The organism is Erythrobacter sp. JB1-15, assembly GCF_057365035.1.
In genome coordinates, this window is record NZ_CP200295.1 from 1,238,166 (window position 1) to 1,260,970 (window position 22,805).

The 22,805-nt window shown below is 55.0% G+C and carries 17 protein-coding genes; 11 read left to right on the forward strand and 6 right to left on the reverse strand.

Annotation, left to right across the window (positions count from 1 at the left end):
* The first annotated feature begins 73 nt into the window (after positions 1 to 73).
* The 7 genes from AC0V6L_RS05995 to AC0V6L_RS06025 all read left to right on the forward strand — a co-directional run bounded on the left by AC0V6L_RS05995 (position 74) and on the right by AC0V6L_RS06025 (position 11,149).
* A complete protein-coding gene (locus AC0V6L_RS05995) occupies positions 74 to 3,550 on the forward strand; it encodes an ankyrin repeat domain-containing protein (protein ID WP_486153427.1) in 3,477 nt (1,158 codons plus the stop codon).
* Positions 3,551 to 3,586: 36 nt separating this feature from the next.
* Positions 3,587 to 6,583, forward strand: a complete 2,997-nt coding sequence (locus AC0V6L_RS06000; protein ID WP_486153428.1) for a pre-toxin TG domain-containing protein — start codon at positions 3,587 to 3,589, stop codon at positions 6,581 to 6,583.
* Between the two features lie 599 nt (positions 6,584 to 7,182).
* Positions 7,183 to 7,440 carry a hypothetical protein gene (locus AC0V6L_RS06005; RefSeq protein WP_486153429.1) on the forward strand — a complete coding sequence of 86 codons (258 nt, stop codon included), beginning with the start codon at positions 7,183 to 7,185 and terminating at the stop codon, positions 7,438 to 7,440.
* An 8-nt stretch (positions 7,441 to 7,448) separates the two neighbouring features.
* Complete coding sequence (locus AC0V6L_RS06010; protein ID WP_486153430.1) at positions 7,449 to 7,985, forward strand: hypothetical protein; 537 nt, start codon at positions 7,449 to 7,451, stop codon at positions 7,983 to 7,985.
* A 46-nt stretch (positions 7,986 to 8,031) separates the two neighbouring features.
* Complete coding sequence (locus AC0V6L_RS06015) at positions 8,032 to 9,288, forward strand: lipase family protein (RefSeq protein ID WP_486153431.1); 1,257 nt, start codon at positions 8,032 to 8,034, stop codon at positions 9,286 to 9,288.
* 140 nt (positions 9,289 to 9,428) lie between these two features.
* Positions 9,429 to 10,670: a hypothetical protein gene (locus tag AC0V6L_RS06020; RefSeq protein WP_486153432.1), complete on the forward strand. Its 1,242-nt coding sequence runs from the start codon at positions 9,429 to 9,431 to the stop codon at positions 10,668 to 10,670.
* A gap of 8 nt (positions 10,671 to 10,678) precedes the next feature.
* Positions 10,679 to 11,149, forward strand: coding sequence for a hypothetical protein (locus AC0V6L_RS06025; RefSeq protein WP_486153433.1), 471 nt, complete (start codon positions 10,679 to 10,681; stop codon positions 11,147 to 11,149).
* A 193-nt stretch (positions 11,150 to 11,342) separates the two neighbouring features.
* Here AC0V6L_RS06025 and AC0V6L_RS06030 read toward each other — a convergent pair whose 3' ends face one another.
* The 5 genes from AC0V6L_RS06030 to AC0V6L_RS06050 form a co-directional block, all read right to left on the reverse strand.
* Entirely contained in the window at positions 11,343 to 12,506 is a 1,164-nt protein-coding gene (locus tag AC0V6L_RS06030; RefSeq protein ID WP_486153434.1) for a tyrosine-type recombinase/integrase, read from the reverse strand.
* Between the two features lie 188 nt (positions 12,507 to 12,694).
* The gene (locus AC0V6L_RS06035) at positions 12,695 to 13,414 is read right to left on the reverse strand and encodes an acylneuraminate cytidylyltransferase family protein (protein ID WP_486153435.1); all 720 of its coding nucleotides are present in this window, start codon (positions 13,412 to 13,414) and stop codon (positions 12,695 to 12,697) included.
* A 49-nt stretch (positions 13,415 to 13,463) separates the two neighbouring features.
* Entirely contained in the window at positions 13,464 to 14,675 is a 1,212-nt protein-coding gene (locus AC0V6L_RS06040) for a hypothetical protein (protein WP_486153436.1), read from the reverse strand.
* Between the two features lie 123 nt (positions 14,676 to 14,798).
* Positions 14,799 to 15,854 (reverse strand): LacI family DNA-binding transcriptional regulator, encoded by a 1,056-nt coding sequence (locus AC0V6L_RS06045; RefSeq protein WP_486153437.1) that lies wholly within the window; start codon positions 15,852 to 15,854, stop codon positions 14,799 to 14,801.
* Positions 15,855 to 16,015: 161 nt separating this feature from the next.
* On the reverse strand, positions 16,016 to 17,221 hold the full coding sequence (locus AC0V6L_RS06050; RefSeq protein ID WP_486153438.1) for a M20 metallopeptidase family protein: 1,206 nt from the start codon (positions 17,219 to 17,221) through the stop codon (positions 16,016 to 16,018).
* A gap of 223 nt (positions 17,222 to 17,444) precedes the next feature.
* On the opposite strand from AC0V6L_RS06050, the gene AC0V6L_RS06055 reads away from it, so the two are divergent.
* Positions 17,445 to 18,536 carry a diacylglycerol/lipid kinase family protein gene (locus AC0V6L_RS06055; protein WP_486153439.1) on the forward strand — a complete coding sequence of 364 codons (1,092 nt, stop codon included), beginning with the start codon at positions 17,445 to 17,447 and terminating at the stop codon, positions 18,534 to 18,536.
* A gap of 14 nt (positions 18,537 to 18,550) precedes the next feature.
* Positions 18,551 to 19,450: a hypothetical protein gene (locus tag AC0V6L_RS06060; protein ID WP_486153440.1), complete on the forward strand. Its 900-nt coding sequence runs from the start codon at positions 18,551 to 18,553 to the stop codon at positions 19,448 to 19,450.
* Between the two features lie 9 nt (positions 19,451 to 19,459).
* Here the strand turns inward: AC0V6L_RS06060 and AC0V6L_RS06065 are convergent, their stop codons facing one another.
* Entirely contained in the window at positions 19,460 to 19,984 is a 525-nt protein-coding gene (locus AC0V6L_RS06065; protein WP_486153441.1) for a DUF2141 domain-containing protein, read from the reverse strand.
* Between the two features lie 266 nt (positions 19,985 to 20,250).
* Here AC0V6L_RS06065 and rpe point away from each other — a divergent pair, with 266 nt between their 5' ends.
* Together rpe and AC0V6L_RS06075 are read left to right on the forward strand one after the other, a co-directional pair.
* Positions 20,251 to 20,913: a ribulose-phosphate 3-epimerase gene (gene rpe, locus AC0V6L_RS06070; RefSeq protein ID WP_486153442.1), complete on the forward strand. Its 663-nt coding sequence runs from the start codon at positions 20,251 to 20,253 to the stop codon at positions 20,911 to 20,913.
* Entirely contained in the window at positions 20,871 to 22,805 is a 1,935-nt protein-coding gene (locus tag AC0V6L_RS06075) for a heparinase II/III family protein (protein ID WP_486153443.1), read from the forward strand. The genes rpe and AC0V6L_RS06075 overlap by 43 nt, the downstream gene beginning before the upstream one ends.

Here is a 22,805-nt window from a genome sequence, read left to right on the forward strand (position 1 = left end):
CGTATTTGCTGGTTTGCTAAGATAGAAAGTAGATTCAAGCATGTTATGTTCGCGAAAGCTCCTAGTTCTCCTTTTGCTCTTTGCTGGCTTTCTCCCAACCCAGGCTTCAGCTGAACCTGGACTAAGCGCGCAAGAGCAGTTGACTGTCGCCGCGTTGCTCGATGAGGTTGAAAAATTCGACGAGCTGATTTCCGTCGGGGCCAAGATAAATCCAGAACCTGACGACGGAATTGGGCTCACACCACTAAATGCAGCCGTCATTTGCGGCTGTCGGCGTGCAGCAAATGCCCTCTTAGACAGAGGGGCTGTAGTTGATGAATTCTCATTGCAATTGGTCATAAGCCTAAGTCGAGCAGATTTGGGTGAGCTGCTGTTCACTCATCCAACAGCTCCGGTTCCAGATCAAGGAGGAGTGGGTATTCCTTTTCTGGCGACGAGGATGCCTCCCGATATAGCCTCCCAATTTACCGATATGGTCCAATCGTTCGTCAAAGGCGAACAAGACAACCTCGACAGTGATCTATTTCTTTCCGCATTCTTCCAAGCGGGCCCGAGGGCTATTGCCGCAAATGTAAACGATCCGGTTTTTGAACTCCTGGAAGTCATGTTGATTGTTGGATATGATATTGACGCTAATGAAGAATATGTAGGACTTAGGGAGTTGGCGTCGACGAGAGGTGATGTACTTCTTGCCGAGGAGGCCAAGCGTCTTGGTTCGGTGCTGCCGAACGATTGGACGGAAAAAACTGAGCGAGAAGTTCAACTTGTCGGGGCGGTAGAGGCAAATAATCTCTGGGGTGTCGATCAGTTGTTACAGGCAGGAGTTAATCCCAATGCGCCCGACCGGCACGGGAGATTTGCGATCTCTTTAGCTGCTGACGCGGGCAACATTGAACTTGTGGAGCGCCTTCTGGATTCGGCAGCTTGGCCAGACCCGCCAGCAAATGATCAACTTTCGCCACTGAACATTGCATCGTCGCGAAATGCGGTAGGCATGTTGCAAGCCTTGTTGTCGGCCGGGGCCGACCCTAACCGAATTGATGAAGTTGGAGCCTTCCCATTACGCAGTGCGGCGCAGTTTGGTGCCACGGAGGCGGTTGGCCTACTACTGCAGGCAGGAGCGAACCCAAACTTGACCGATATAGAAGGGCGAACGGCGCTGCACGGCCTACACACGCTGCAAACTGATTTCGGCAATTTCGAGAATCGAGACCAGAGATTGGTTGGTGGAAGTATTCCGCACGCGGCCGAACTGATTTTGTCTGCCGGATTGGATGCCAGAAAAGAGTCCCGCGACGGCCTCAATGTACTCGATAGCAATATAGCTCGTGAGGAAACCAGCCGTCAGCTAATATTGACGCTCATTGACGGTGGTGCGCCGATTGAAAACGCTACCATAGAGCGATCGATCTCGCAGCGTTCGCCCCTGGCGCTACGAACAGTCCTTGGAAGAACAGAGCCACAACTGCTCGAACTTCGGCATTTGGATCAAGCGTGGCGCTATATTGATAGCGAGCCAGATTTAGCTCTGGCATTACTCGAACTAAATGCGCCTTTACCTCTTGATGCTGAGAAGAGGGGGCGCTTGCTCTCAGATGCTGCTGGTCATGAAAATGAGGTGTTGTTGCGTTCACTTCTGCGTAGAGGTTTCGAGCCAGCAGATGATCTTGACTATTATGCGTTCTATCAAGCCCTTCAGCAGGGGCGAGCTATGAATATCGCGACATTGATTGAGGCAGGTTGGGACCCAAACGGAGCCCATCAAGAATGGCCCACAGTTCTTCATGCTTTGGTTTACAAAGATAGCCTTAGAACTGGTCCATCCAAGATCAATTCAGCAGTCGAAGATGTTATCTCGTTTCTGCTTGAGAGAGGTCTTGATGTAAACTTGTCGCGCGCCAATGGCGGATCGATCGCAGAGTTAGCAGACCGCAAACCAAGCACAAGTCAAGCCCTCAACCGCGCCATTAACCGCGCTTCCGACATTGATACATCTACCCATACGGCAGTGCGAACTGGAGACTTTGCTACTTTAGTGCGCTTGGCGGGCATTCCGGAGACGCGCGATGCACGAGATCAACTAGGCCGAACTGCTTTGAGCTTTGCACTCTCGACCGAAAGGTGGGAGGCAGCCAGAATACTGCTCCGGGCTGGTGCAGAGTTGACTTTGGAAACTTCGTCTCCCTGGCAAAAGTCCGATTTGACATTCGCGAGCGCGGCTCCAATCGCCAATGCATTTGCAGTTAGATTGTTACAGTCAGATCTCATCTCACAACCCAAAGACCAGTCGCAAACAGGTCTGTTGGCAATTCGAGATGAGTACGAATGGGAAAGAACTTTTTCTATCCCTGCAATGGTTTGGTCTGCCGACTGTTCGGAATCCAGTCGATGTTTGGGACCTTTCACGTTATCAGGCAATGAACGCGCGTTCTTCAATGTACTAGTTTCAGAGGCTGAAGTTCAGCCCGATAGGATTAGGTTTGGATTGCGGCAGTCCAATGTGCGCTCAATGGTCATTAGGGTCTTAGTTGATGGCCAAGACTGGTTGAATGGAGAGCAAACATTTAGGGTTGGAGGTGAGCTTGCGATTCCGGGCTGCAATTTTAGTTTGCTACGGCAGGTCTGTCCTCCAGGCGTTTTGATCCACAATCCAAATGTTGCTACTGATTACCGGATTAGAACCGAGACTGGCTTCGAACGTCCTCCGTCAGCGAGCTTCGTAGTACGTCGCGAAGGTGCACCTGACTTATCAATTGGGCCAGGGGAAACGGTGCTAATCGATCGTAGTCTCGGTGCGGCGGTTGTTCGGATGAACCAAGTAACCGCTAAGGTATTTTCTCTTTCCCTTGATGTAAGACGATACCCATCAACGCGAATTGAACCCCTTGGCCTCAACCCTTCCAGAGCGCAGCGTTTAGAGTTCTACGCAAAGCTAACACCCATTCGTGTCACCGCCAATCCCTCAAACGCGGAGCAGGTTTCGACCGATGAACAAGTGAGGATTAAGACAGCTCGTGCGCAACTCTCTGCGGCTTCTGCCGAAGCATACCTCGCTGGCATACCGAGCCTTGTTCGAAATTTGCTTATTCAGCAAGCAGAGGTGGTAGCTAATCTCGATCTTCAAGTCAGACAGGTTAGAGAGGTGGTAAGTGCTCAAGCATTCTTCGCTCCCGATGACATTGCTGCTGAACTCATCAAGATAGATGCAGCGCTATCTCAAGGAGATCTAAGTGATGCGAGCCGAAATACACTGCTGGACTTAAAAGTCCGCTTAGCCCAATTACAGTCGATAGCAGAACAATCGGGCTATGCAGTGAATGATCTGCAGCGGACTATTTTTGCACAAACGGCGTACCACACTGAATTATATCAAGCATTGATACTCGAGTATAAGCAGTACGTGCCCGACAGCGCCTTAGAAACTGTTTTGGAACCCGATGTTCGGGAGGCAATCCGAGCTAGGCTGCTGCCTAGTGATGTCATCATTCCAGAAGCAGCTCTGGGTGAGCGAGCCCAAGAAATTCGCGAGTTCTTTGGCCTTCCAGAATGATCTTGGCATTTGCCAATCTGGCAAGGAGGACTGACAATGAGCTTTGATTGCAATCCAAGCTTCGGCGACGAGGCTCTTGACTGGGTTAGGAATGATGTCGAAGCGCAGTCACTGTCCCTGGCCCAGGCGGATTACAGGTCTAGGGTCTATAATTTTCGATTAGTGAGTTTCGAACAGCTACATACTTCGATTGTTGCGATTGATCAGATTCTCAGTTCGATTGCGAATTCGATTCTTGAATTGGACTCGTCGGGTAGGACCGATTTAGCGCTGGCCATCGAACGAGAGGTTGCTTCGGAAGCCGCGTTTTTTCGACTTCTTGATGTTGCGGCCGATCTAGAGCGTGCCGAGATGTTGTTGGAAATGGTGTCATCTCCCACCACGAAGGAGTACTTTGTTCAGGCTGGTTTGCGCAGAGTTGGGCGAGAAACACTGCTAGCATCTATCCGAGAAATGGGAGACATCTCGGCTCAAACACTGAATGATCGCTATGGCTTCTATGTCGGCGTAACATTCACGGAAGACGGAGAGTTCCAGGAGACTGACTTTGCGTCAGATGGCAGTAACGAACTGATCCAAGCAGGTCTTTCTGTCCTGCTCAATAGTGGCGGCAATCCTTACGCTATTGTCGGCGGCACAATCATGGTCATTGCTGGCTTAGTGGTCGATGCCGACTGTCGCAGTAAGTTCGACAAGCAAAAAAAGCGTATGGGAGAGGCTTTTGATCTTCTGCCAGAGAAGTTGGTCACGTTTGAAAAGCAATGGGAGATCTATTCCGCTGCCGATGAAAAATCTATAGCGGAATTCAGAGACATAAGTAGTCAAACGCAAGACGCCTTGGATAGCATCAGAAAGCGATTCAATCGCTTGTTTGCAGCGAACGCATCTAGAGCCGCCGCTGCATCATCTGTGCTAACTACTGGGAAGATATCATATATTAAGGACAGCTTGGCGCATGGGTTGGACCCTGCGGAATTGCGTGCCCAAGTTGCGTTGACTCGAATTGTTGCTGGCATTCGAGCAGTGAATACGGCAGTAGCTAGCAATCGTGTTTTGGCTCTTTCTGCAAAACCAGATGCTGTCGGTTTAGAAGCGCGAGAAGTGCATCGAGAGGGGTTGGCTTTTGCCAGAGAACAATTTGCTGCCCTTCGAAGCTTGGCTTTCACCGTACCTGCCCATGATCTTTTGGACTTAAGCGATGCGAACGCAGCAAAGGCGCAAGACGAGCTGAATCTCTTGGCACAAGGCCAACTGGGCACAACAAAGAACGTGGAACTAAGCCTCAAAGTTGTCGATGCGGAAAGTGAGAAGCTTAAGCTAAGTATTTCGCGCGGTTCAGATTGGCTTGAGAGGCCATTTGAAATTACTGCCAAAGCCGATGCTCAGAAGGCAAATGCCCTCGCTCTAAATGAAGGATTTTGCTCGTTGGCCCAGGAGGGCGACGTGACTGTATGCCTAACGCACTCGCTTGGTGCACGCTATCGTGATCGATTTCGATCACGAGGCGGACCTACTGCGGACATTCTCGGTGGAGTTGGAGATGGAGGTTACAGCTCCGATGCTAGGCGGGCTAGCGACTCGATAGATAGGACCAAAAGCAACATTGAGTTGCGTGTGCAGCGGTTGATTAGGGGCTACTCGGTCGCTCGTACTGGTTTCAATGAATGGCGTGAGAATAACAAAAGCGCACTGGTGGAGCTGGGGCAAAGGTTGCAGACTGCTGGCGATGAGGACCGCCAAATGGAACTGCAGTTCCAATCGCGGGAGGCTGCTAACTTGCAGCGACATCAGCAAGCCATACAAGAATTTGCTGAAGGTGTTGCCGATTCCACTGCATTGGCGAACTTGATGGCGTCTGTTGGGGGCGTGGATCTTCGTCTTCCCAATTTGCCTCGCGCCAAGATTGAAACCAGCATACCCGAAGTTCTGGGGGTACGGGCCAAAGCTGATCGCTTCGACTCAAGTGATATAGCAAGCATCCAAAGGGTCCGAGAGGCAGAACGCTCTGAACGCCAGTTAGCGAATACACCAGACCTTCTTGAGCAGTCCCAAGCTATTCGATCGAATATGAAGTGGCTGGAGGGCCAGAGGCTGGCACCTTCGCACGCAAGAAACTTGCACTCCGCTCTGGAAACAGATTCAAGAGCTCTGCGCTATTTCCAATCCGGCGAGTTAACAAGCATTGATGCAACTGTTGTACGCGAAGATGAGAGCTTAGTCCGTCATACTTTTAGCAGCTTAGGCGAATTGCCCGAAGCTACTCTTCATAACCGAATTAGCCGCTATAGGCGCGCCCACCAAGCCTACGAGCAAGGCTCTGCAGCCCTCAGGAGTGAATTGGGGAGCGGTGGCCGATTCGCCGCGCGTCGAGGGCGAGTCTTAGACACCGGGGATACCCTTCGGAATTTTGCGGCTGAGTTGCTATTCGAAGGCGACGTTCAAGCGGCACAGGCTGCAATAGATATGGCAGTAGGTGTGATGGATGTCGCATCTGCATTTCTCCCGGGGATTTCATGGGGCCGCGACGTATACGAAGCAGTAACTGGCAAGGATCTTTTTACCGGGGCCGAGCTTGATACCCTAAGTAGGGTGTCCGCAGCCATCGGAGTGCTGACAGGCGGCTTGGGCAGCAAAGGAGGTCGTGCTGGTAAAGTTTTCCGAAGCATGCACGAGATTCCTGCCGACAAGGTGGATGAAGTATACGGCTTTGCAAAAGTGGTCGATGGTGACGACCTAGATGATTTCGTGCTTAGCTATCACGCCCAAAAGCGAATAGCTGAGCGAGGCTACACGAAGGATCAAATAAGGGAAGCGCTAGAAAATCACAGCCCTTTCTGGAGCCATGAGCATAAGTCATTTACCGCAGTCTCCACTAACTGGATTGGCCCAGATGGTGATCGGGTTGCGGTTGGGATCAATCCAAGCAACAATGTCGTAACTACGATCATGAACGTCGAAGTTGATGATATTGAATTCGCCAAGCGGACTTGGAAGGGTAGTCAAGCGTACAAACCGCTTGACCTTGATCACTAGCTTGCAACGACGTTGGCGATGCTGCTCCTGGCACGCTTACGACCAAAAACTTTCTAGCAAGACCAAAACTAAAATTGCTCACCATGTCGGTTCAATAAGAATATGAATAACATAGATAAATCTGTGAGTGAGTCGTTCTCAATCACCCTTGTTCTGCGTTATCCTACCAAAAATCTGTATGACATTTTTGCGAGTTAGAGTGCACGCGTGCTTAGCGCTTCAACTGTTGCCTCGTTGACGAACGTAGGCACCTACAGTTTTAGGGCCATACCGCCGCCCAAAGGCTTAATCTCGAGAATCATGCAAGCTACTGAAAAAGCGCATGATAACAAGGTGTCGATCGCCTGAAGTCCTCGCGCTTTCTCGAATTTGCACCGACATTCTTTGCCATATTTCGGGCCCCTAGAGTTCGACAACAAATTCAGAAAATACGAATATAGATGTGATGATAGTATTTGCACTGCATTAGACAGGCGACCCATGAATCATTGTCTTGGCCTCAAAACCGTATAATCTACCGTCAATAATCAAATATGGTTCACAAGATGTTCTTACTTTTCTCAAATAGAATTGAAACTTGACCTAAGGAGGCGCTTTCGATGTACTCCGCATTCGATCACTATCTCGGGCATGAAACATGGCATTCCAATCACGACTATGATCGCCAGAGATTCCTCACGGCTCTGAAAGAGATTGTGGGCGAGGAAGCTTTCAATGCTGATGAGATGGGCCGGTATATGCGCACCAAAATTGGCGTATCACACGGCGATCATGAAAGCGCGTTTGCCAGAAAGATCGCTCACGACGTCCAAGATGCTTGGGCGATCAGAGATTTCCTCAAGATGACCTCGGGCTAGGCCTGATCGTGGCAGGCGCTGACTATGATGGAATTGGCGGACTCCTCAGAGTCGCGGAACGCGGCGAGGAGCTCGACACCTTTGCCATCGAGGTTCTGACATTCCATGCTGCTGTCGAACATGAGCTTGAGGTGGTACTGCGAGAGTTCCTGCCCAACCCCGATATGATCTTGCGAGGCAAGCCTAGGCTCAGTTTCGCTCACAAGTCCAAGTTGCTTTGTGCACTGTGGCAAAAGGATCCGGCCGATGCAGCAAAACTCAATGGGGTGCTAAAGGCATTTCAGGACTTGCGTGACGAGGTCGCACACCAAGGAACCAATTCTCTCAAAGCACACAAGGCAAACCTTACTCAAGCGTTCCGAGCTATCGAACCTAATGCTGACGACGATCCCCCAATGCTAGAGATAGCTCAGGGTATTTGTATGTTTTTGGCCGATGGTGCTGGGACCCTAGATGAGTTCAAATCAGGTTTGGCCGCATTGGAGAACTTGGCCAACGAGAGATTGCCAACGGCACTAGGCGTTCCAACGAAGGCGAAGCGCTAATGGCTATGGTTCATCGCGAAGAAATTCGGTCGAACGGTCAAGCAAGATGAATGATGAACGTCGCGCAGAGAAGATCAAGGAGTTGGCCGCCATCTTGGCGGATTTCGAGGAGAGTCAAGAGACTGAGGACGGCAGGGAATTTGTCTTGCGAAATCTCTTCTTGAGAGAAAAGGAGGGTGTCGACTTTAGTGATCTAGGCGATGAGCTGCTGCAGGCTGAGAGGGTTAGGGTTAGGCTTGCGAATGAGGTTACTAGCCTCGCAGAGAAATGCGATGAGCTTGAAAGTAAGAACGAAGTACTGCGAGCCAAAATCGCCGATCTACAAGTGCGGTTGGAGAGCAAGCGACATGAGCTGGATACCGCTCTTCACCCAGTTGCCTCGGTCGCCCCTTCAAACGAATTGACCGTTCCGAAAGCCAACAATCCGCTTGCGAGCCTTTCCAGCGATCTATGGCATGTATGTCGCCAGCCAAGACCAACGGGTTGGGACTTAAAGACCGCTTATGTCATGGCCCGTCTAAGCGAGGTTATCTATTGGAAGCTCTCGCAAAGGGAGCGTGAGGAAGCGGTGAGGCACGGCGTCTTTGAACCCTCAATCACCCAGCGCTTCCTGTTAGATCACAAGAAAAGCGTCGACGTTGTCGATGGGGCCGTGCTGCCAGATCTGCAGGTGAGTTTTCTCGAGCGCCGAGGCTACATCTACATCACCATCGCAGGCAACGATTTTGCCATTGTTGCCGTCAGAGGGACCTACATGTTCTCGCTAACTGATTGGCTCATCGATCTCAATGCCGCGAAGTACGAGTCTGCAGCGGGCTTCTACCATGAGGGGTTCGCTCTCGAAGCTGATGAGGTGCTGTCAGAACTTGAAGGACTCATAGGCAAAGGCAAGAGAGTCTACTTTACAGGGCACTCTTTGGGAGGGGCCGTCGCCGCCATTTTGTGTCAGCAATGGCCCGATCAAGGGAATGTGCAAACGCCCTACATCTTTGCCTCTCCTCGCTTCGCGTCGGCGCATCAAGCCGAACAATCGCGGCGTTACATGTTCCAGAAATCCAACGACCCAGTGCCTCATCTTCCGCCACGCAGTTGGGGTTTCTCAGATGGTGGGACCGAGACTATCGTACTTCCGATATGGGAGCAGCGATCGACCGGTGCAATGGCACTTTTCCGGCTCTTCCGTGGAGTGGGAGAGCACAGCATCGAAGGAATTCGAAGTGAGCTAGGTCAGTTGTCCGGTGAGCAATATGCCAGCGAGGTCTTTATCGAGCAGTTCGAAAAACAGCTGGTGGGTCATAGTTAGCGCGAGGGCGATGTTGCTATGTTGTTTGGCGGCAAAACACGAAGGTTTCTGCTGCCTATTTGTTTGAGGTGAAACTGCAAGAAGCTAGATGAGTTGCTAAAGGCTTTTGCCTTTGAGGCGGAACCGCAGATGACGACAGGGTGTCGCAATCCATTGCAGCAGATGGGGGCCTGCTTCAGACTGCGCGCCCGTTGAAACCTCTTGACCAGAGCGGCGAGGGCGAAGGGCTCTTTGAAGAGCGATACCTCGGCGCTGACGCGCTCGAAGACATCAATGTTCTGCATTTCGACGAGAATTTGGCTGCCGCTCTTTCCGCTTTGGATGCGCTAGAAGGATTGCGACTGGAGCTGAGAGAGCACCACTATACCGAAATGCATGCAAACTATATTGCGAGCCAGCTCGAAGTTTCAGGGGCATCCGTAGACGCGAAAGATCGACACGGTAGCTTGGCCAAAGGTCTTCAATTCAATGAAATCAAGCAGGGCCTTTTGCTCAGACTTGGTCATAAGCTCGCCGATCTGATGAAGTACACTCTGGCCGCCAAGAAAGGTGGTCGCGTCTTGTTCGAAGCGAGCTATCCCGATGATATCGATTCTGCGGAAGTCTACCGAACGGAAGACCCTGTCTCTGTATTCCGAGAGCCCCTGCGGAAACTGGTCGAGCTGCAACGCGCGTGGGGGGCAAAGGCTCAGAGGAAAGTCGTCACCATTAGTGTCAGAGATGCATATGCTCGAGAGCTGATGTACAGGAATGCTTCCTCATTTGTTGATGTGGAGCTCAGAGCGCCAGTCGATGACAAAGGCCGCGTAACCCGCAAAGATGTGTTCCATGGCAGACCTGAGGATCAGGAAAGGAAATTCAAACAGCTTCCTGTCTACATCGATCTCTCACACTTTGGTTTTCCCAAAAACTCGCGGATCAAGAGGGTCGGAACCGCAGTGAAGACCAGATCCACACAAACAAGGAGCAGATCTGGGGAGAGCGACTACTATCTGGGTCGATCTCATAGTGTCCGGATCCGTACTTACGTCGAATATCTGACGATTCCGCGTTTCCTAGGCGATAGCGCCCGGCGAGCAAGAATAATGCTTTCAGAAGATGATCGCGAAGCTTTCTTGGATGGACTTTGGGATTTGGATAGGGCCGACAAAACGAGAAAGACCATCAAGCGATTGAAGTTCGGATCGGCTGATGCTGGCACTCTTGTTTTTGAGCATGACACAATGACGCCGCGAAAGTCGCAAGTCGTTTGGTTAACTGATCCCCGCTGGTTGAATCTTAAGCCAAATGGCACCATCCAGCTTGGGTGGAGCGGAAGAGATCATGACAGTGATCCTGTGCTAGATTTGCTCGTCCTCTTCGAGATCGAATTCACAAGGTAGCTTGGCCGATGGAATACGACGTTGAGTTTCGGAAGCGGTCCGATCTCTTAAGGACGCGTGCCACCCTGCGACAGCAAGAGCTACAGCTAGCTTCCCGGTCGCGAGCTTTTGAAAGAATAGGAGCAATTAAATTCGGGGTTCGAGCATTCTTCGGAGGCCTTGCAAAGGTGGGGGGATTGCCGGGCCTCGTATTCTTCGGCGTCGAGAAAACAACGACTATTTTGCTTGATGGCTCAGAGGTTGAATATGAAGACAAAGTCAAAAGCAATGCGGAAAGTCTACAGAACAACCTGATTGACCTTGAGAGCAATGACCAAAGCGTTAGCTTCATGAATCAGCGAGGTTTTACGCCTCACATTCCGGGTATTGATGAGCGCGATTGGGCGCGTGGAGAGATTGAGGCCGCGCGCCAAATAGACGAAACTCCGCTTTACGATCATGTGGACCTGCACGAGGGTGGGGACACCGTAATCGGATAGGCAAGCTCCCGCGATTTCGTGCCCTCAATGACCCAAAAGAGACCAAAAACTTTTTGGCCATACCAAAAGCCATCGAGGCAGTTGTCCCAGAGCCATAAGCATTTGAAAAATAATATTGAAATAGCGAAAATCTCGGCCTTGCTTTCCACATTTCGCTCAATCAGACCAAAAATCCGTACGAGTATTTGGTCGACTAAAGCACAAGTGTCCCGAGCGCTTCAACAGCTGCCTCATTGGCTAGATGACCATAGTGCTTTTCAATCATTTCAACGCTGGTCCCAGAGATTTGGGCAATCGTAAGCAGCGGTAGCTTCGCTTTGACAAGATCCGTGATTGTGCTGTGCCTAAGCGTGTAGGCTGTCGCAGTAGGAGGAAGGCCTGCCGCTTTAGCGGCCATTGCCATTGGTCTCTTCCACGTATGACGATTCCAGCGGCTACCGTCTCTTCTCATGAACAAAGGTGCAGTTGGAAGTTTGTCGGACATCTGCTCGGAGAGCAACTTGGCGACTTCAGTAGGAACCTCAATCCTGCGTGATTCACCAGCCTTATCCTTGGCAATGGTCAGCTCCATAGTTTGAGAGTCGAAATCTCTGACGGAAAGAGCGGCTAGTGCGCCAACGCGAATAGGGAGGAGGCACAATGCCCTGAAGAAGGGCTCCGCTTCTTCATCGATGTGATTAAGCAGGCCAGCGCGCTCTTCTCTGGTTAGATAGGTTCGGCGTCTGCCATCCGCGTTCTTGATCGCAGTGATGGCTTCTTGCCACGCCGCTGGGGTGTTGGGTGCACCCTTGGGGATGACTTTGCTTAAGGCGGCACGCAGTACTGCCATGTCGCGGTTTACTGTCGACGGGGCTCGTTCCCTCGACTTTTGGGCCCCTGTCTTTGAACGGCTAACTTGTGCAGGTTGGCTCTCAAGCCACTCGCGCCACTCTTGCAGATGCTTCTTCCGAAGCTTGTCGAGGCGGACCTTTGCAACCGGCTGGGAATACACGTACCGCCTAAAGCGCGCCTCGGCTTCATCCTTTGTTGCCGCATACTGACGACACGCATCTCCTACAGTCTGAACTCGCGGGGCGGCATTTCCTCCCGCGTCGATGACCTGCTTGAAAAGTTCTGCCTCAGTCTTTGCTGCGGCGAACCGCTTGTTCCCGTCGAGATGCCCAAAGTCGCCTAGCGGCTTGCGTTCATATCCCTTCTTGTCTTCATCATAGACCCGGGCGAGCCATTTCCCGTGTTTGTCTTTCAAAGAAGGGCGATAGCCGATGAAACAACCCGCCTGCAGTCGGTGCCAATAGGGCTCATTGCCCTTTCTGGGCTTCAGTCGCTCGCGCGTTCCCACTTTCGAAAGGTCGGCCATTGTCGCCCAAGACTCCATATGAAAAAAATATGAAAAACCTCGAGGGACAAATGGGCACACCTGAGAATAAAAGTCCATCAATAACAGTGTATTCAGTTTCCCTTGGGATCCCTCAGTATTCCAGAATCCTGCCCTCCGAAGGCAGAGGCCAGAGGTTCGAATCCTCTCGGGTGCGCCATTGTTTCGGTCTATGCTGCTTTTTCGGGATATGTTTGATGCATATCGTCTAAGCCATCTTCGTGATACACTGCATATAGCGCCTGTGCGATGCGGTAATCTTCGATGTAGTCGATATCGATCCCGGCCAGTTTTGGCAGCTCGAACAAGTGTGGGTTTTCTCCCAGAAAGTATTCTCGCTCCAGCATTAGCGAGCGCGGGGCAATATAGAGGCTGTTGGTGACGCGGTGCCAATTGGGCAGATCTTGCGAGATCGTGTGATTGCGGCTCGCTTCGTAATTGAGCGCGCCAGTGTCGGACCAGTAATAATCCTTGGCCGGGTTTACGCCCACGAGTGAATCTGCGCAGCCGTTCACCGCATGCGCTTCATAAGCGCGAAACGCCGCTGCATATTGGGCAGGCGACATCAGCGGGCATACGACTGTTGCCCAGGCGATGTGTTCATGCGGGATGTGCTGCACAATGCCAGTGATAACATCGCAAAACGGCGCATCATGCCCGGTGGCAAGCGCGCGGTCACGGTGGTGGCGCGAGACGCCGAAGCCATCAGCCAGCTGCAAGAATTCGTCATCTTCGCTGGAAAGATAGATGCGATGCGGTTCGATCACTTTGATCAGCTGGGATAGCTTCCATTCGATCAGGCTGCTTTGATCGCCAAAGGGCAGCAGGCACTTTTCCTTGATGCGAGAGCTGCCGCGCCGTGCGGGGACAACTATGCCGAGATCAATCATGGTGCAGGTTTCCTTGGGTGAGGCGCATAGGTAAAGCGCATAGGTCAGGTTAAGCAGCGGCCTTTGGTGCAAATTGCGCGCGGTAATTCTCGATCACTTGTTCCCACCTATCGGGGCGGTGCGGGCGCACCGCGTAATCGGCAATCATCGCGGCGCTGAGCGCAGGATCGCTGGGGGCAAACACGCAATTTGCGTAGTGATAGGCGAACCAGCGCCGCGTCATTTGCGCATCGGGCACGCGCGCGCTTGCCGCGCGGATATCGGCGATCATTGGCTCTGCCGCGTCATAGGCGTTGATCCATGCGCCCGACCGAAACGATGACAAGCGGGCCACCGACTTGCCGAAAGCGGCACAGGGGGCCCAGCTTTTCGAATTGCCCACGATCATTCCGTCGCAATGCAGGCTCAATTCCAATGTCCGGCGGCCTTGCGATGGACCGCTTTCCAGCAAGACGACGCGCTCATCCTGGGCGGCAATCGCGGCGTTGACGGGCAGGATATTGGCATAAAGCTCGTTCAAAGGATGCTGCGTCAGTGCCAGCACGCAATCATCGGGAATACACTGTGCGATGGCAGTCACCATGGCTGCATTGCCGGCAAAGGGCAGATGCTGGGTGAAGAAGTTTTCCGGATGCTCATATTCCAGCGGCAGCGCGATAATCTTGCGATCCTGCGGCAGGCCATTTTCGCCGCAGAATTGCGCGCGGCTGGGGAGCGACCGGATCAGCGGCTCCACCTGATCGGCCCACAGCGTATCGCCGATCGCATCGAGCCGCGCTGCCTCTTCGGATGTGAAATCCGGCATCATTCCGTAATCGAGCAAAGTGTCTGCCAGCCTGATCCGATTGACTCCGCTTTTGAGCGGCGGTGCAGCCCCTTCCATCATATGCTTGACCACGCCAGGAAAGCGCGCGGGCGCCTTCACATCGGCAGAGCGGCACAGGGTAAGATCGGGCGCCAATGCGTTGACGAAATCCAACAGCGCTGCATCTTCGCTCGCATCCACGCGCAATTGCGGGTGGTTTGGCCCGTCGAGCAAATGCCAGAACACGCCGCGGGCTCGCTCAATCAAGGGACCTTGCCCCGCCCCCAATCCCGTGCCGCGCCATTGCGGGGGCGCCATTACGTGCACTTCGTGCGCTTTGGACATGGCCTGAATGAGTGGGAAGATCACCTCGGCAAACCACCACGGGGTCACTACGGGAATGTAGAACAGCACGCGGGCGATTGCGGGATGCGCGGGTTGCGGAGTGAAAGGCATGAAGCTGTTGGAGCAAGAGCCATGCCAGCATCAGATTTCCGCCATAGCAGGGGTTTTTGGGAAAGGGCGCGGGGTCAGATCATGCCGCCCCGGCAGCATTTTGCCGGGCGGCAGGCTCGCCAATTACCGCCCGCGCGGGGCGCTGGTGATGCTGCCACGTTCAATCAGGGCAAATCCATCATCACGCGGCATATCCGCGTCTGGATCGCCGGTTTTTTCGACCCGTTTCATCAACCGGGTGCACGACTGCGCAAAATGTTCGGCATAGGCCTGATGCAGCACCGTGAGCGCAGGCTGAGCCAGCGCCAGGCCCGGCTGATCATCCAGAACCAGAACCGACAGGTCATCTGGGACTTTGATCGACAACTGCGCAGCCGCGCGCAGCACAGCCAGCGCGGTTTCCTGCGTTTCGGCGATGATCGCGGTCGGGCGAATGGTTGGTGTCAGCCAGGTGCGCGCCATCTCGAGCGCTTCGTCAAAGCGCAAGGGTACCTCGGACATGAAATGGCCATGCGCGCGGCTGGCGACTTTGACCAGCGCCCGGCGATATCCGGCCAGCCGCCTGCCGGAGCGCATTGTATCATGCAGGCCGCTGAGAAAACCGATCTGACGGTGGCCGCGGGTGAGCAGATGTTCGGCTGCGGCTTCGCCAAAGGCTGCATCATCAAGGCCGGGTATCATACGCCCAAATTCGCTGCGTTGCCCCAGATAATCGGCTGCAATACCGCGCTCTGACAGCGCATTGCGAATATCGACATTCTCTTCAAGCGAAGGGCACAAAATCACGCCATCGGGTTTAAGCGAGGTTAGCGCGCGGATGATTGTGGCGGCTTGATCGGCGCTGCCAGAGCCGGGGGCAACCTCTTCAAACAGCAGGCTGTACCCATGCGGGGTGCATGCCCGCATACCTTCCAGCATCATGGTATCGAGCGGCAACCGTCCCATATCCCGGCCCACGGCGTCCTGTTCAAATGCGGCAAGGATGACATAGCTGCGTGCCCCGCCCATTCGCCGCGCAGCAAGATTGGGAACATAGCCGAGCTGCGCAATCGCTTCTTCCACCCGCTTGCGCACAGCAGGGCGAACATTGGGCTGGGCATTGATGACGCGCGACACTGTTTGGCGGGACACGCCCGCCGCTTTGGCGACATCTTCGATTGTGATGTTGCCCGGCTTCATTGGCGGACAGCCCCCTTCGCACGCTGCGTGATTGCACGGTGCCGTATGGGCGCGCCAAATTGAAGATTGCTTACCGCATGACTGGGGCGGATTGCGGTAATATCTGTGGATTGTCAGTTCTGCGCGGCCAAGACTGAACGCTGGCAGTGCCCCGCCTGCTGTCAAAACCCGTTTTCAAGAAACTCGGCTGCGCATCCTGCCAGCATCGCAGCGCCGTGCGGCATGGCGCTTTCATCGACATGCATGCGAGGATTGTGGAGCGAGCAAGCGCAGCGCCAATCGTGATCGCCCTGTTTTGCAACGCCGAGGAAAAACATCGCACCCGGCACTTTTTCAAGCACGTATGAGAAATCTTCTGCCCCCATGATCGGGTCTTCCAGATCATTCCATCCGGTTTCATCGCCCATGGCACGCACGACTTTTTCGCCCAATTTCACCGCGCGCGGATCGTTGAGAGTGACGGGATAGCCATGGTCAATTTCGCATTGGGCCGAAACGCCGTGGCCTGCCGCGATGGCTTTGACGGTTTGGGTAATGACTTCGTGCGCTTTGGCGCGGTGCTCTGCTGACAGGGTGCGGATTGTGCCTGCAATCATAGCGCTGTCGGGGATGATATTGTGCGTTGTCCCTGTATGGATTTGGGTGACAGTTACCACCACCGCGCTGGTCGCTTTGAACCGGCGCGTCACCATTGTTTGCAATCCCGATACGATGGCGGCGGCTGCCGGGACGGGATCGGCGCAATCATGCGGCATGGAGGCATGGCCGCCTTTGCCGGTCACTGTGATCGTGAATTGATCAGCCGCCGCCATCAGCGGCCCTGGCCTTCCTGCAATCACCGCAAAAGGCGCATTGGGCATGATATGCAAGGCAAAGGCGGCATCGGGCAGCGGATCAATCAGGCCATCATCGATCATATAGCGCGCGCCGTGAAAGCCTTCTTCGCCCGGCTGGAACATGAAATCGACCGTGCCGGCAAGATCACCGCGCCGCTCGCACAAAATACGCGCGGCCCCTGTCAGCATGGCCGTGTGCGTGTCGTGCCCGCAGGCATGCATCCGGCCTGCAATTGTGGAAGCAAAGGCGAGGTCTGTCTTTTCCTCCATCGGCAGCGCATCCATATCGCCGCGCAGCAGCACGCGGCGGCCGTGCACGCCTGCTTTGCCGCCCCTCAGGGTCGCGACCGCGCCCGTGGTCGAGCTGCCTTCGCGCCATTCCAGTGGCAGATCGGACAGGGCATCGCGGACTTTCGCCATGGTCAACGGGCATTCGAGGCCCAATTCGGGTTCGGCATGGATTGCCCGGCGCAAAGACGTGATCTGATCGGCATGGCCGCGCGCGGCATCAAGGAGCGTTTGTGTGAGCATGCGTTCAGCCTAGAGCGCAGTGATCGCTTGTAAAAGGGAGAATTGAATTGCCCCCGCAAGTGCAATAATGTCACGTTGGTTAAATTGCAGGCGTGCTACCCGCCTAAAAACGCAGCTTAGCGGTTGGAACTTGCGTTTTACCGAACATATATATGACAGAATTTCGCAATTGTGTCATTGGCGCGCTGCTGATTGATGAACAAAGGATCTTTTGAGGACCGCTATGTCCAGCACAATCTACGACTTTGCGCCGCTGCCTGTTTGGCAGATGAGCGGTCGTGTTGTGCGCGGCCATACGCCTGAGGCAGCGCAGCGCGGGTCAGCGCGCGGAGCGCCTGATTGCGAAACAGCGCCAAAGGTCGGAGTGATCTACAATCCGCGCAGCCACCGCAATCGCAATTGCCCCGAGGCTGAGGCGAGGCTCAAGCAAGATCTGGGAAGCAATATCCATATCGCGCAGCCTGATAATCGATCAGCCTTGCCTGAAGCTTTGGCAAATTTTGCCGCGCAGGGCATTGATCTGCTGGTCATCGATGGCGGCGATGGAACTGTGCGCGATGTGCTGACCTGCGGCCATGCGGTGTTTGGCGCAAACTGGCCAGCATTGGCGGTTCTGCCCCGCGGAAAGACGAATGCGTTGGCGCATGATCTTGATATTCCGCCGGAATGGGGATTGGCCGATGCAAAAGATGCTTATTGCAAAGGGTCTTTCGCCGAACGGCGTCCGCTGGCGATCACTCGCAACGCCAAGGGTGAGAACCCCGTCTTCGGCTTTATTTTGGGGGCAGGCGCGTTCACCAAAGCTACGCAGGCTGGGCAATCTGCCCACCGGCTGGGCGCATTCAACAGCATGGCGGTGGCCAGCACCGCGCTGTGGGCGCTTATTCAGTCTTTAACCGCCAGCCGCGCCAATGTGTGGCGCAGAGGCGCGGTGATGAAAATCGGCCTTGGGCCGGACAAGGCACCTTTGGGCCATAGCGGGCATGGCGATGAAAACAGGCGGCAATTGCTGTTCGTCTCCAGCCTTGAAAACATGCCTGCAGGCATCAACCCGTTTGGCACGGTGCAAAAGGCCGGTGCCGCTCAGTTTAAACTGGTCGCGATTGATCAGATATCTCGCCGGACGACCGCACTCATTCCGTTTGTTCTTGCAGGCTATATGACCAAGGGCCTGCGATCGCGCGGCATCCACCAATTGGCAGCGTCCAGCCTTTCTCTGTCGCTTGAAGAGCCGTTTGTTATGGATGGCGAATCCTTTCCAGCGGGTGATTACACGCTTGGATCAGGGCCTGACCTGCGCTTCGTGACCCCTTAAGCACGCCGTTCGCCATGACAGACGCATCGCCTCTCTCCGCCCGAATTGCCGGGCAATTGGATGTATCGGTGCAAGATCAGGCGGCGCAGTTTGCGCATGTTCTTGCGGAGAAACGCGGCGCCGCAGCGGTGCTGTTTTACGGATCAAACCTGCGCACGGGCGAGCTTGAAGGTGTGATTGATTTCTACCTGCTTTACCGGGGCGGCGATGAACCGCGCATCTGGCCGCGCGTCAGCTATCATGAGCGCACTATCGCTGGGTGTGATTTGCGCGCCAAAGTCGCGGAAATGACGCTCGATACCTTTGCGAAAGCCGCCGCAGGCGAGCTGATCGATACGACCATCTGGGCGCGTTTTGTCCAGCCATCTGCGCTGATCTGGGCGGCGGATGAGAAAGCGCGCGGATCGGTCGCTGATGCCATTAGTGCAGCCTGCAAAACAGCGGCGCGATTGGCAGCAGCTTTGGGGCCGGCATCAGGCGGGGAAAGCGCATATTGGCGCGCGCTGTTCCAAGCGACTTACAAGGCGGAATTGCGCGTTGAAAAGCCGGGCCGTGAGGAGGACATTCTCAGCAAAAACGCGGGCCATTTCGATGGACTTTTGCCCGAGGCGCTTAATGCGGCGGGCATTGGTTTTGAGGCCGATGGCGCGCAGATCACTCCGCACCTTTCAGCGGGTGAGCGGCGGGACATTCTCAACTGGTGGAAGCGGCGTCAGCGGCTGGGAAAACCGCTCAATCTTGCCCGGCTGGCTAAAGCGACGACGACATTCGAAGGCGCCGCGCGCTATGCTGCGTGGAAGATCAAACGGCATACCGGACGCGAGATGAAAGTTGGCCCACTGGCAGAGCGTTTTCCAATCCTTGCGGCACCCAGCGCGGCGCGCGCACTGTGGCAGCACCGCCGCAATCGCTGACCGGCTGGATCAGCCCATATAGAGCATGTTGATCGTCATCTTCTTTACGGTATCGCCCACGGTAAATTGGGTCTTGCTGACCGATGGCTTGCCCAGATTGAATATGTTGATCGAGGGATTGTTCGACATCGCGCCGCCATCCGATGTGATATCGGTTTTGCCATTGCCATTGGCATCGTGGCGCGCGGCGATCGCATAGCTGCCCGCTTTTGGTACCGGCATACAGATCGTCATGGTGCCTTTGCGCGCAGGCACTTCGATCCGGTTGATCCAGCGCCCTTTGGCCAGCCATTCCGACTTGTTTGCGCGGTAGCTTTGCAGGCGCACTTTGCCTGATGAGCTTTTAACCCCGCGAATGGTTACGCGCACAGCCGGCCCCGCGCCGGGAGAGCAGGCGCGCAGATTGTTGCTGATTTTCTGGCCGTATTGGACCTGTGCATTGGCCGAAGCAGGCATTGAAAGCACAGCAAGGCCAGCCATGAATGTTGCCGCCAGTTTGGCACCGCTTATGCGGGAGGATATAAGTTTCATCATCGTTAGTCCGTTAGGTAACTTCACTGTGCAAGGCGCAGGCATTTTGGCCGCGCCTTCGTCAATCTGCGTGTTTTATGCGCAAAAGTGCGTGAATTAACGCTGAATTTTATCGTGTGGAGCGTTCACACACCCGCCAAACGCTTTCATAAAGCTGTAGCATCGTGGAAAACATGCAGAAATATGCTCAGCCCGCCTGTTAGCGCAATTGGCGCTGCCGTATGGCAGAGTGCGCACGAAAGGGCGCTCCAACCCATGCGAATTATGTCATGCCAGCACCGCTGATCTCACCTTCCATTCTTTCAGCCGATTTTGCGCGGTTGGGCGAAGAGGTGCGTGCGATCGATGCCGCTGGGGCAGATTGGGTGCATATTGATGTGATGGATGGGCATTTTGTGCCCAATCTCACCATTGGGCCGGACGTGGTGAAGGCTTTGCGCCCGCATTCCGATAAACCGTTTGACGTGCATCTGATGATTTCGCCGGTTGATCCGTATCTTCAGGCCTTTGCCGATGCAGGCGCGGATATCATCACCGTCCATCCCGAAGCGGGACCGCATATTCATCGCACGGTGCAAGCGATCAAGGCTTTGGATTGCAAAGCGGGCGTGGTTCTAAACCCCGGAACGCCGGTGGATGTTCTCGATAACCTGATGGATCTGGTTGATCTGGTTCTGGTGATGAGCGTCAATCCGGGCTTTGGCGGGCAAAGCTTTATTCGCTCTCAACTCGATAAAATTTCAGCGATCAGACAAATGATCGATCAAACAGGGCGCGCTATTCACCTTGAGGTGGATGGCGGTGTCAACAAACAGACCGCGCAAGAATGCGTGGCAGCGGGCGCAGACGTGCTGGTCGCAGGATCAGCCACATTCAAAGGTGGGCAAGAATGTTACGCGGCGAATATCGCGGCGTTGAAGGGAAAAGCGTAATGCAGGGGCTGTTCCGCGAGAAAGACCAGGAGGCGGCGAATCCAGCCGAATTGGGATCGGCACAGGCTGCCGGTGATAGCGCGCTGCCATTGGGCGGGGATGATGAACCCCAAGCATTAACAGGTGAGGCCATCGAGCAAGAGGGCGAAGCAGCAATAGAACCCTCGCGCGCGCTGGCGATCACTGATGTGGTTGCGCCGCGCGCAAAGCCGGGCGAGGCGCTGATCCGGCTGGCTTACCGGCTGGGCGTTCCGCGTCAGGCGCTGGCGGCTCCATTTCGCCGCGCTGCGCCGCTGCGATTGCTGGCCACAGTTACCAGCCCCAATACAGGCGACCGCGCTGCCGGTGTCGCTTTGCGGGCCGGGCATTTTCTGGTTCATTCGGTCAAAGCGCCGATTGGCCAGGTGGACTTTTCCGGTTCCACCCGGCTCAGCCCCGGCATCGAGCGATCGGTGCACAGTTTTGGCTGGTTGAGCGATCTTGCGGCGAGCGCGCCGCGCGGTGATTGCATTCCTGTGGCTGAGCGGGTGACGGGATTGTGGCTCGATGCCAATCGCCAGACGGGCAAAGGCGCGGCGTGGGAAGTGGAGCGCACCGGGCTGAGGCTGATGGCCTGGCTGGTTTATGCTCCGCTGATCCTGGGCGGCGGCAATGAAGCTCTGCGTTCGCGCCTGCTTAAAGCCATTGATGAAACCGCCACCTGGCTTGATCGCAAGACCTCGCGCGCCAGCACGGGTTTTGGCGAAGTTGCAGGCTGGGCCGGGATCACCGCTGCCGGGCTGCTCCTGCCCGAAGGCAAACCACGCAAGCTGTATGGCGAGGCGGGATTGATCCGCGCCTTGGGAGATCTGATTGGTGAAGATGGCGGCGTTTTGTCGCGCTGTGCATCGGTGCAGATGGACACGATTGCGCTGCTGAATGATCTTATCGCTTGTTATGAAGCGGTGGATGAGGACGTGCCGCAAGCTTTGATTGTCCTGCGCGAATTGCTGGTTCCCCCGCTTTTGGCGCTGCGGCACGGCGATGGCGCTTTGGGTAATTGGCAGGGCCAGAACGCGATTGCGGCAGACCGGGTTTCCGCTGTGATTGCGGCCAGCGGTGTGCGCACTCGCCCGCTTGCCGAAGCGGGGCAATGGGGTTTTCAGCGTATGCGCGGGGGTGAAACTCTGGTGCAATTTGACACCGCCCCGCCGCCGCGCGCGCGGTTTGCGCGGGTCGGGTGCGCGTCCACGCTGGCTTTTGAAATGTCCGATGGGCCCACCCGCATCATCGTCAATTGCGGCGGATCAGCGCTGGCTGGCGGGCAAGTGCCTGCGCGCATCGGCCAGGGTTTGCGCGCCACGGCGGCGCATTCCACACTGGTGCTCGACAATGCCAATTCGACCGCTGTGCTGCTGCATGGCAAGCTTGGCAAAGGGGCAGAGACGGTCGATGTCGAACATCGCTCGCTGCAAAAACACGGGCGCGAGGCGGTTCGGGTTTCTGCTTCGCATGACGGTTATGTCGCGCGCTTTGGATTGACGCATAGCCGCACATTGTCGCTGCGCGCCGACGGGAGCGAGCTTGCGGGCGAGGACATTTTGCTGCCCGCATCGCGCAAGGGCAAGAATGGCAAAGTGGGTTTTGCAATCCGCTTTCATCTGGGCGCGGGTGTCGAGGTGCATATGTCCGAAGATGGACGCGGAGCCAGCCTGCTGCTGCCCGATGGCCGTCTATGGCAATTCCGCCTGCGCGCAGATGTGGCAGGGGTTGGCGATGTCGAATTGTCGAACGAAGACAGTCTATGGGTCGATAGCGAAGGCCGTGCGGTTTCCACCGAACAGTTGGTGATCGAGGGGCTGACATCGCGCGGCGGCGGGCAGTTCTCTTGGCTTTTGAAGAAGATGGGATAA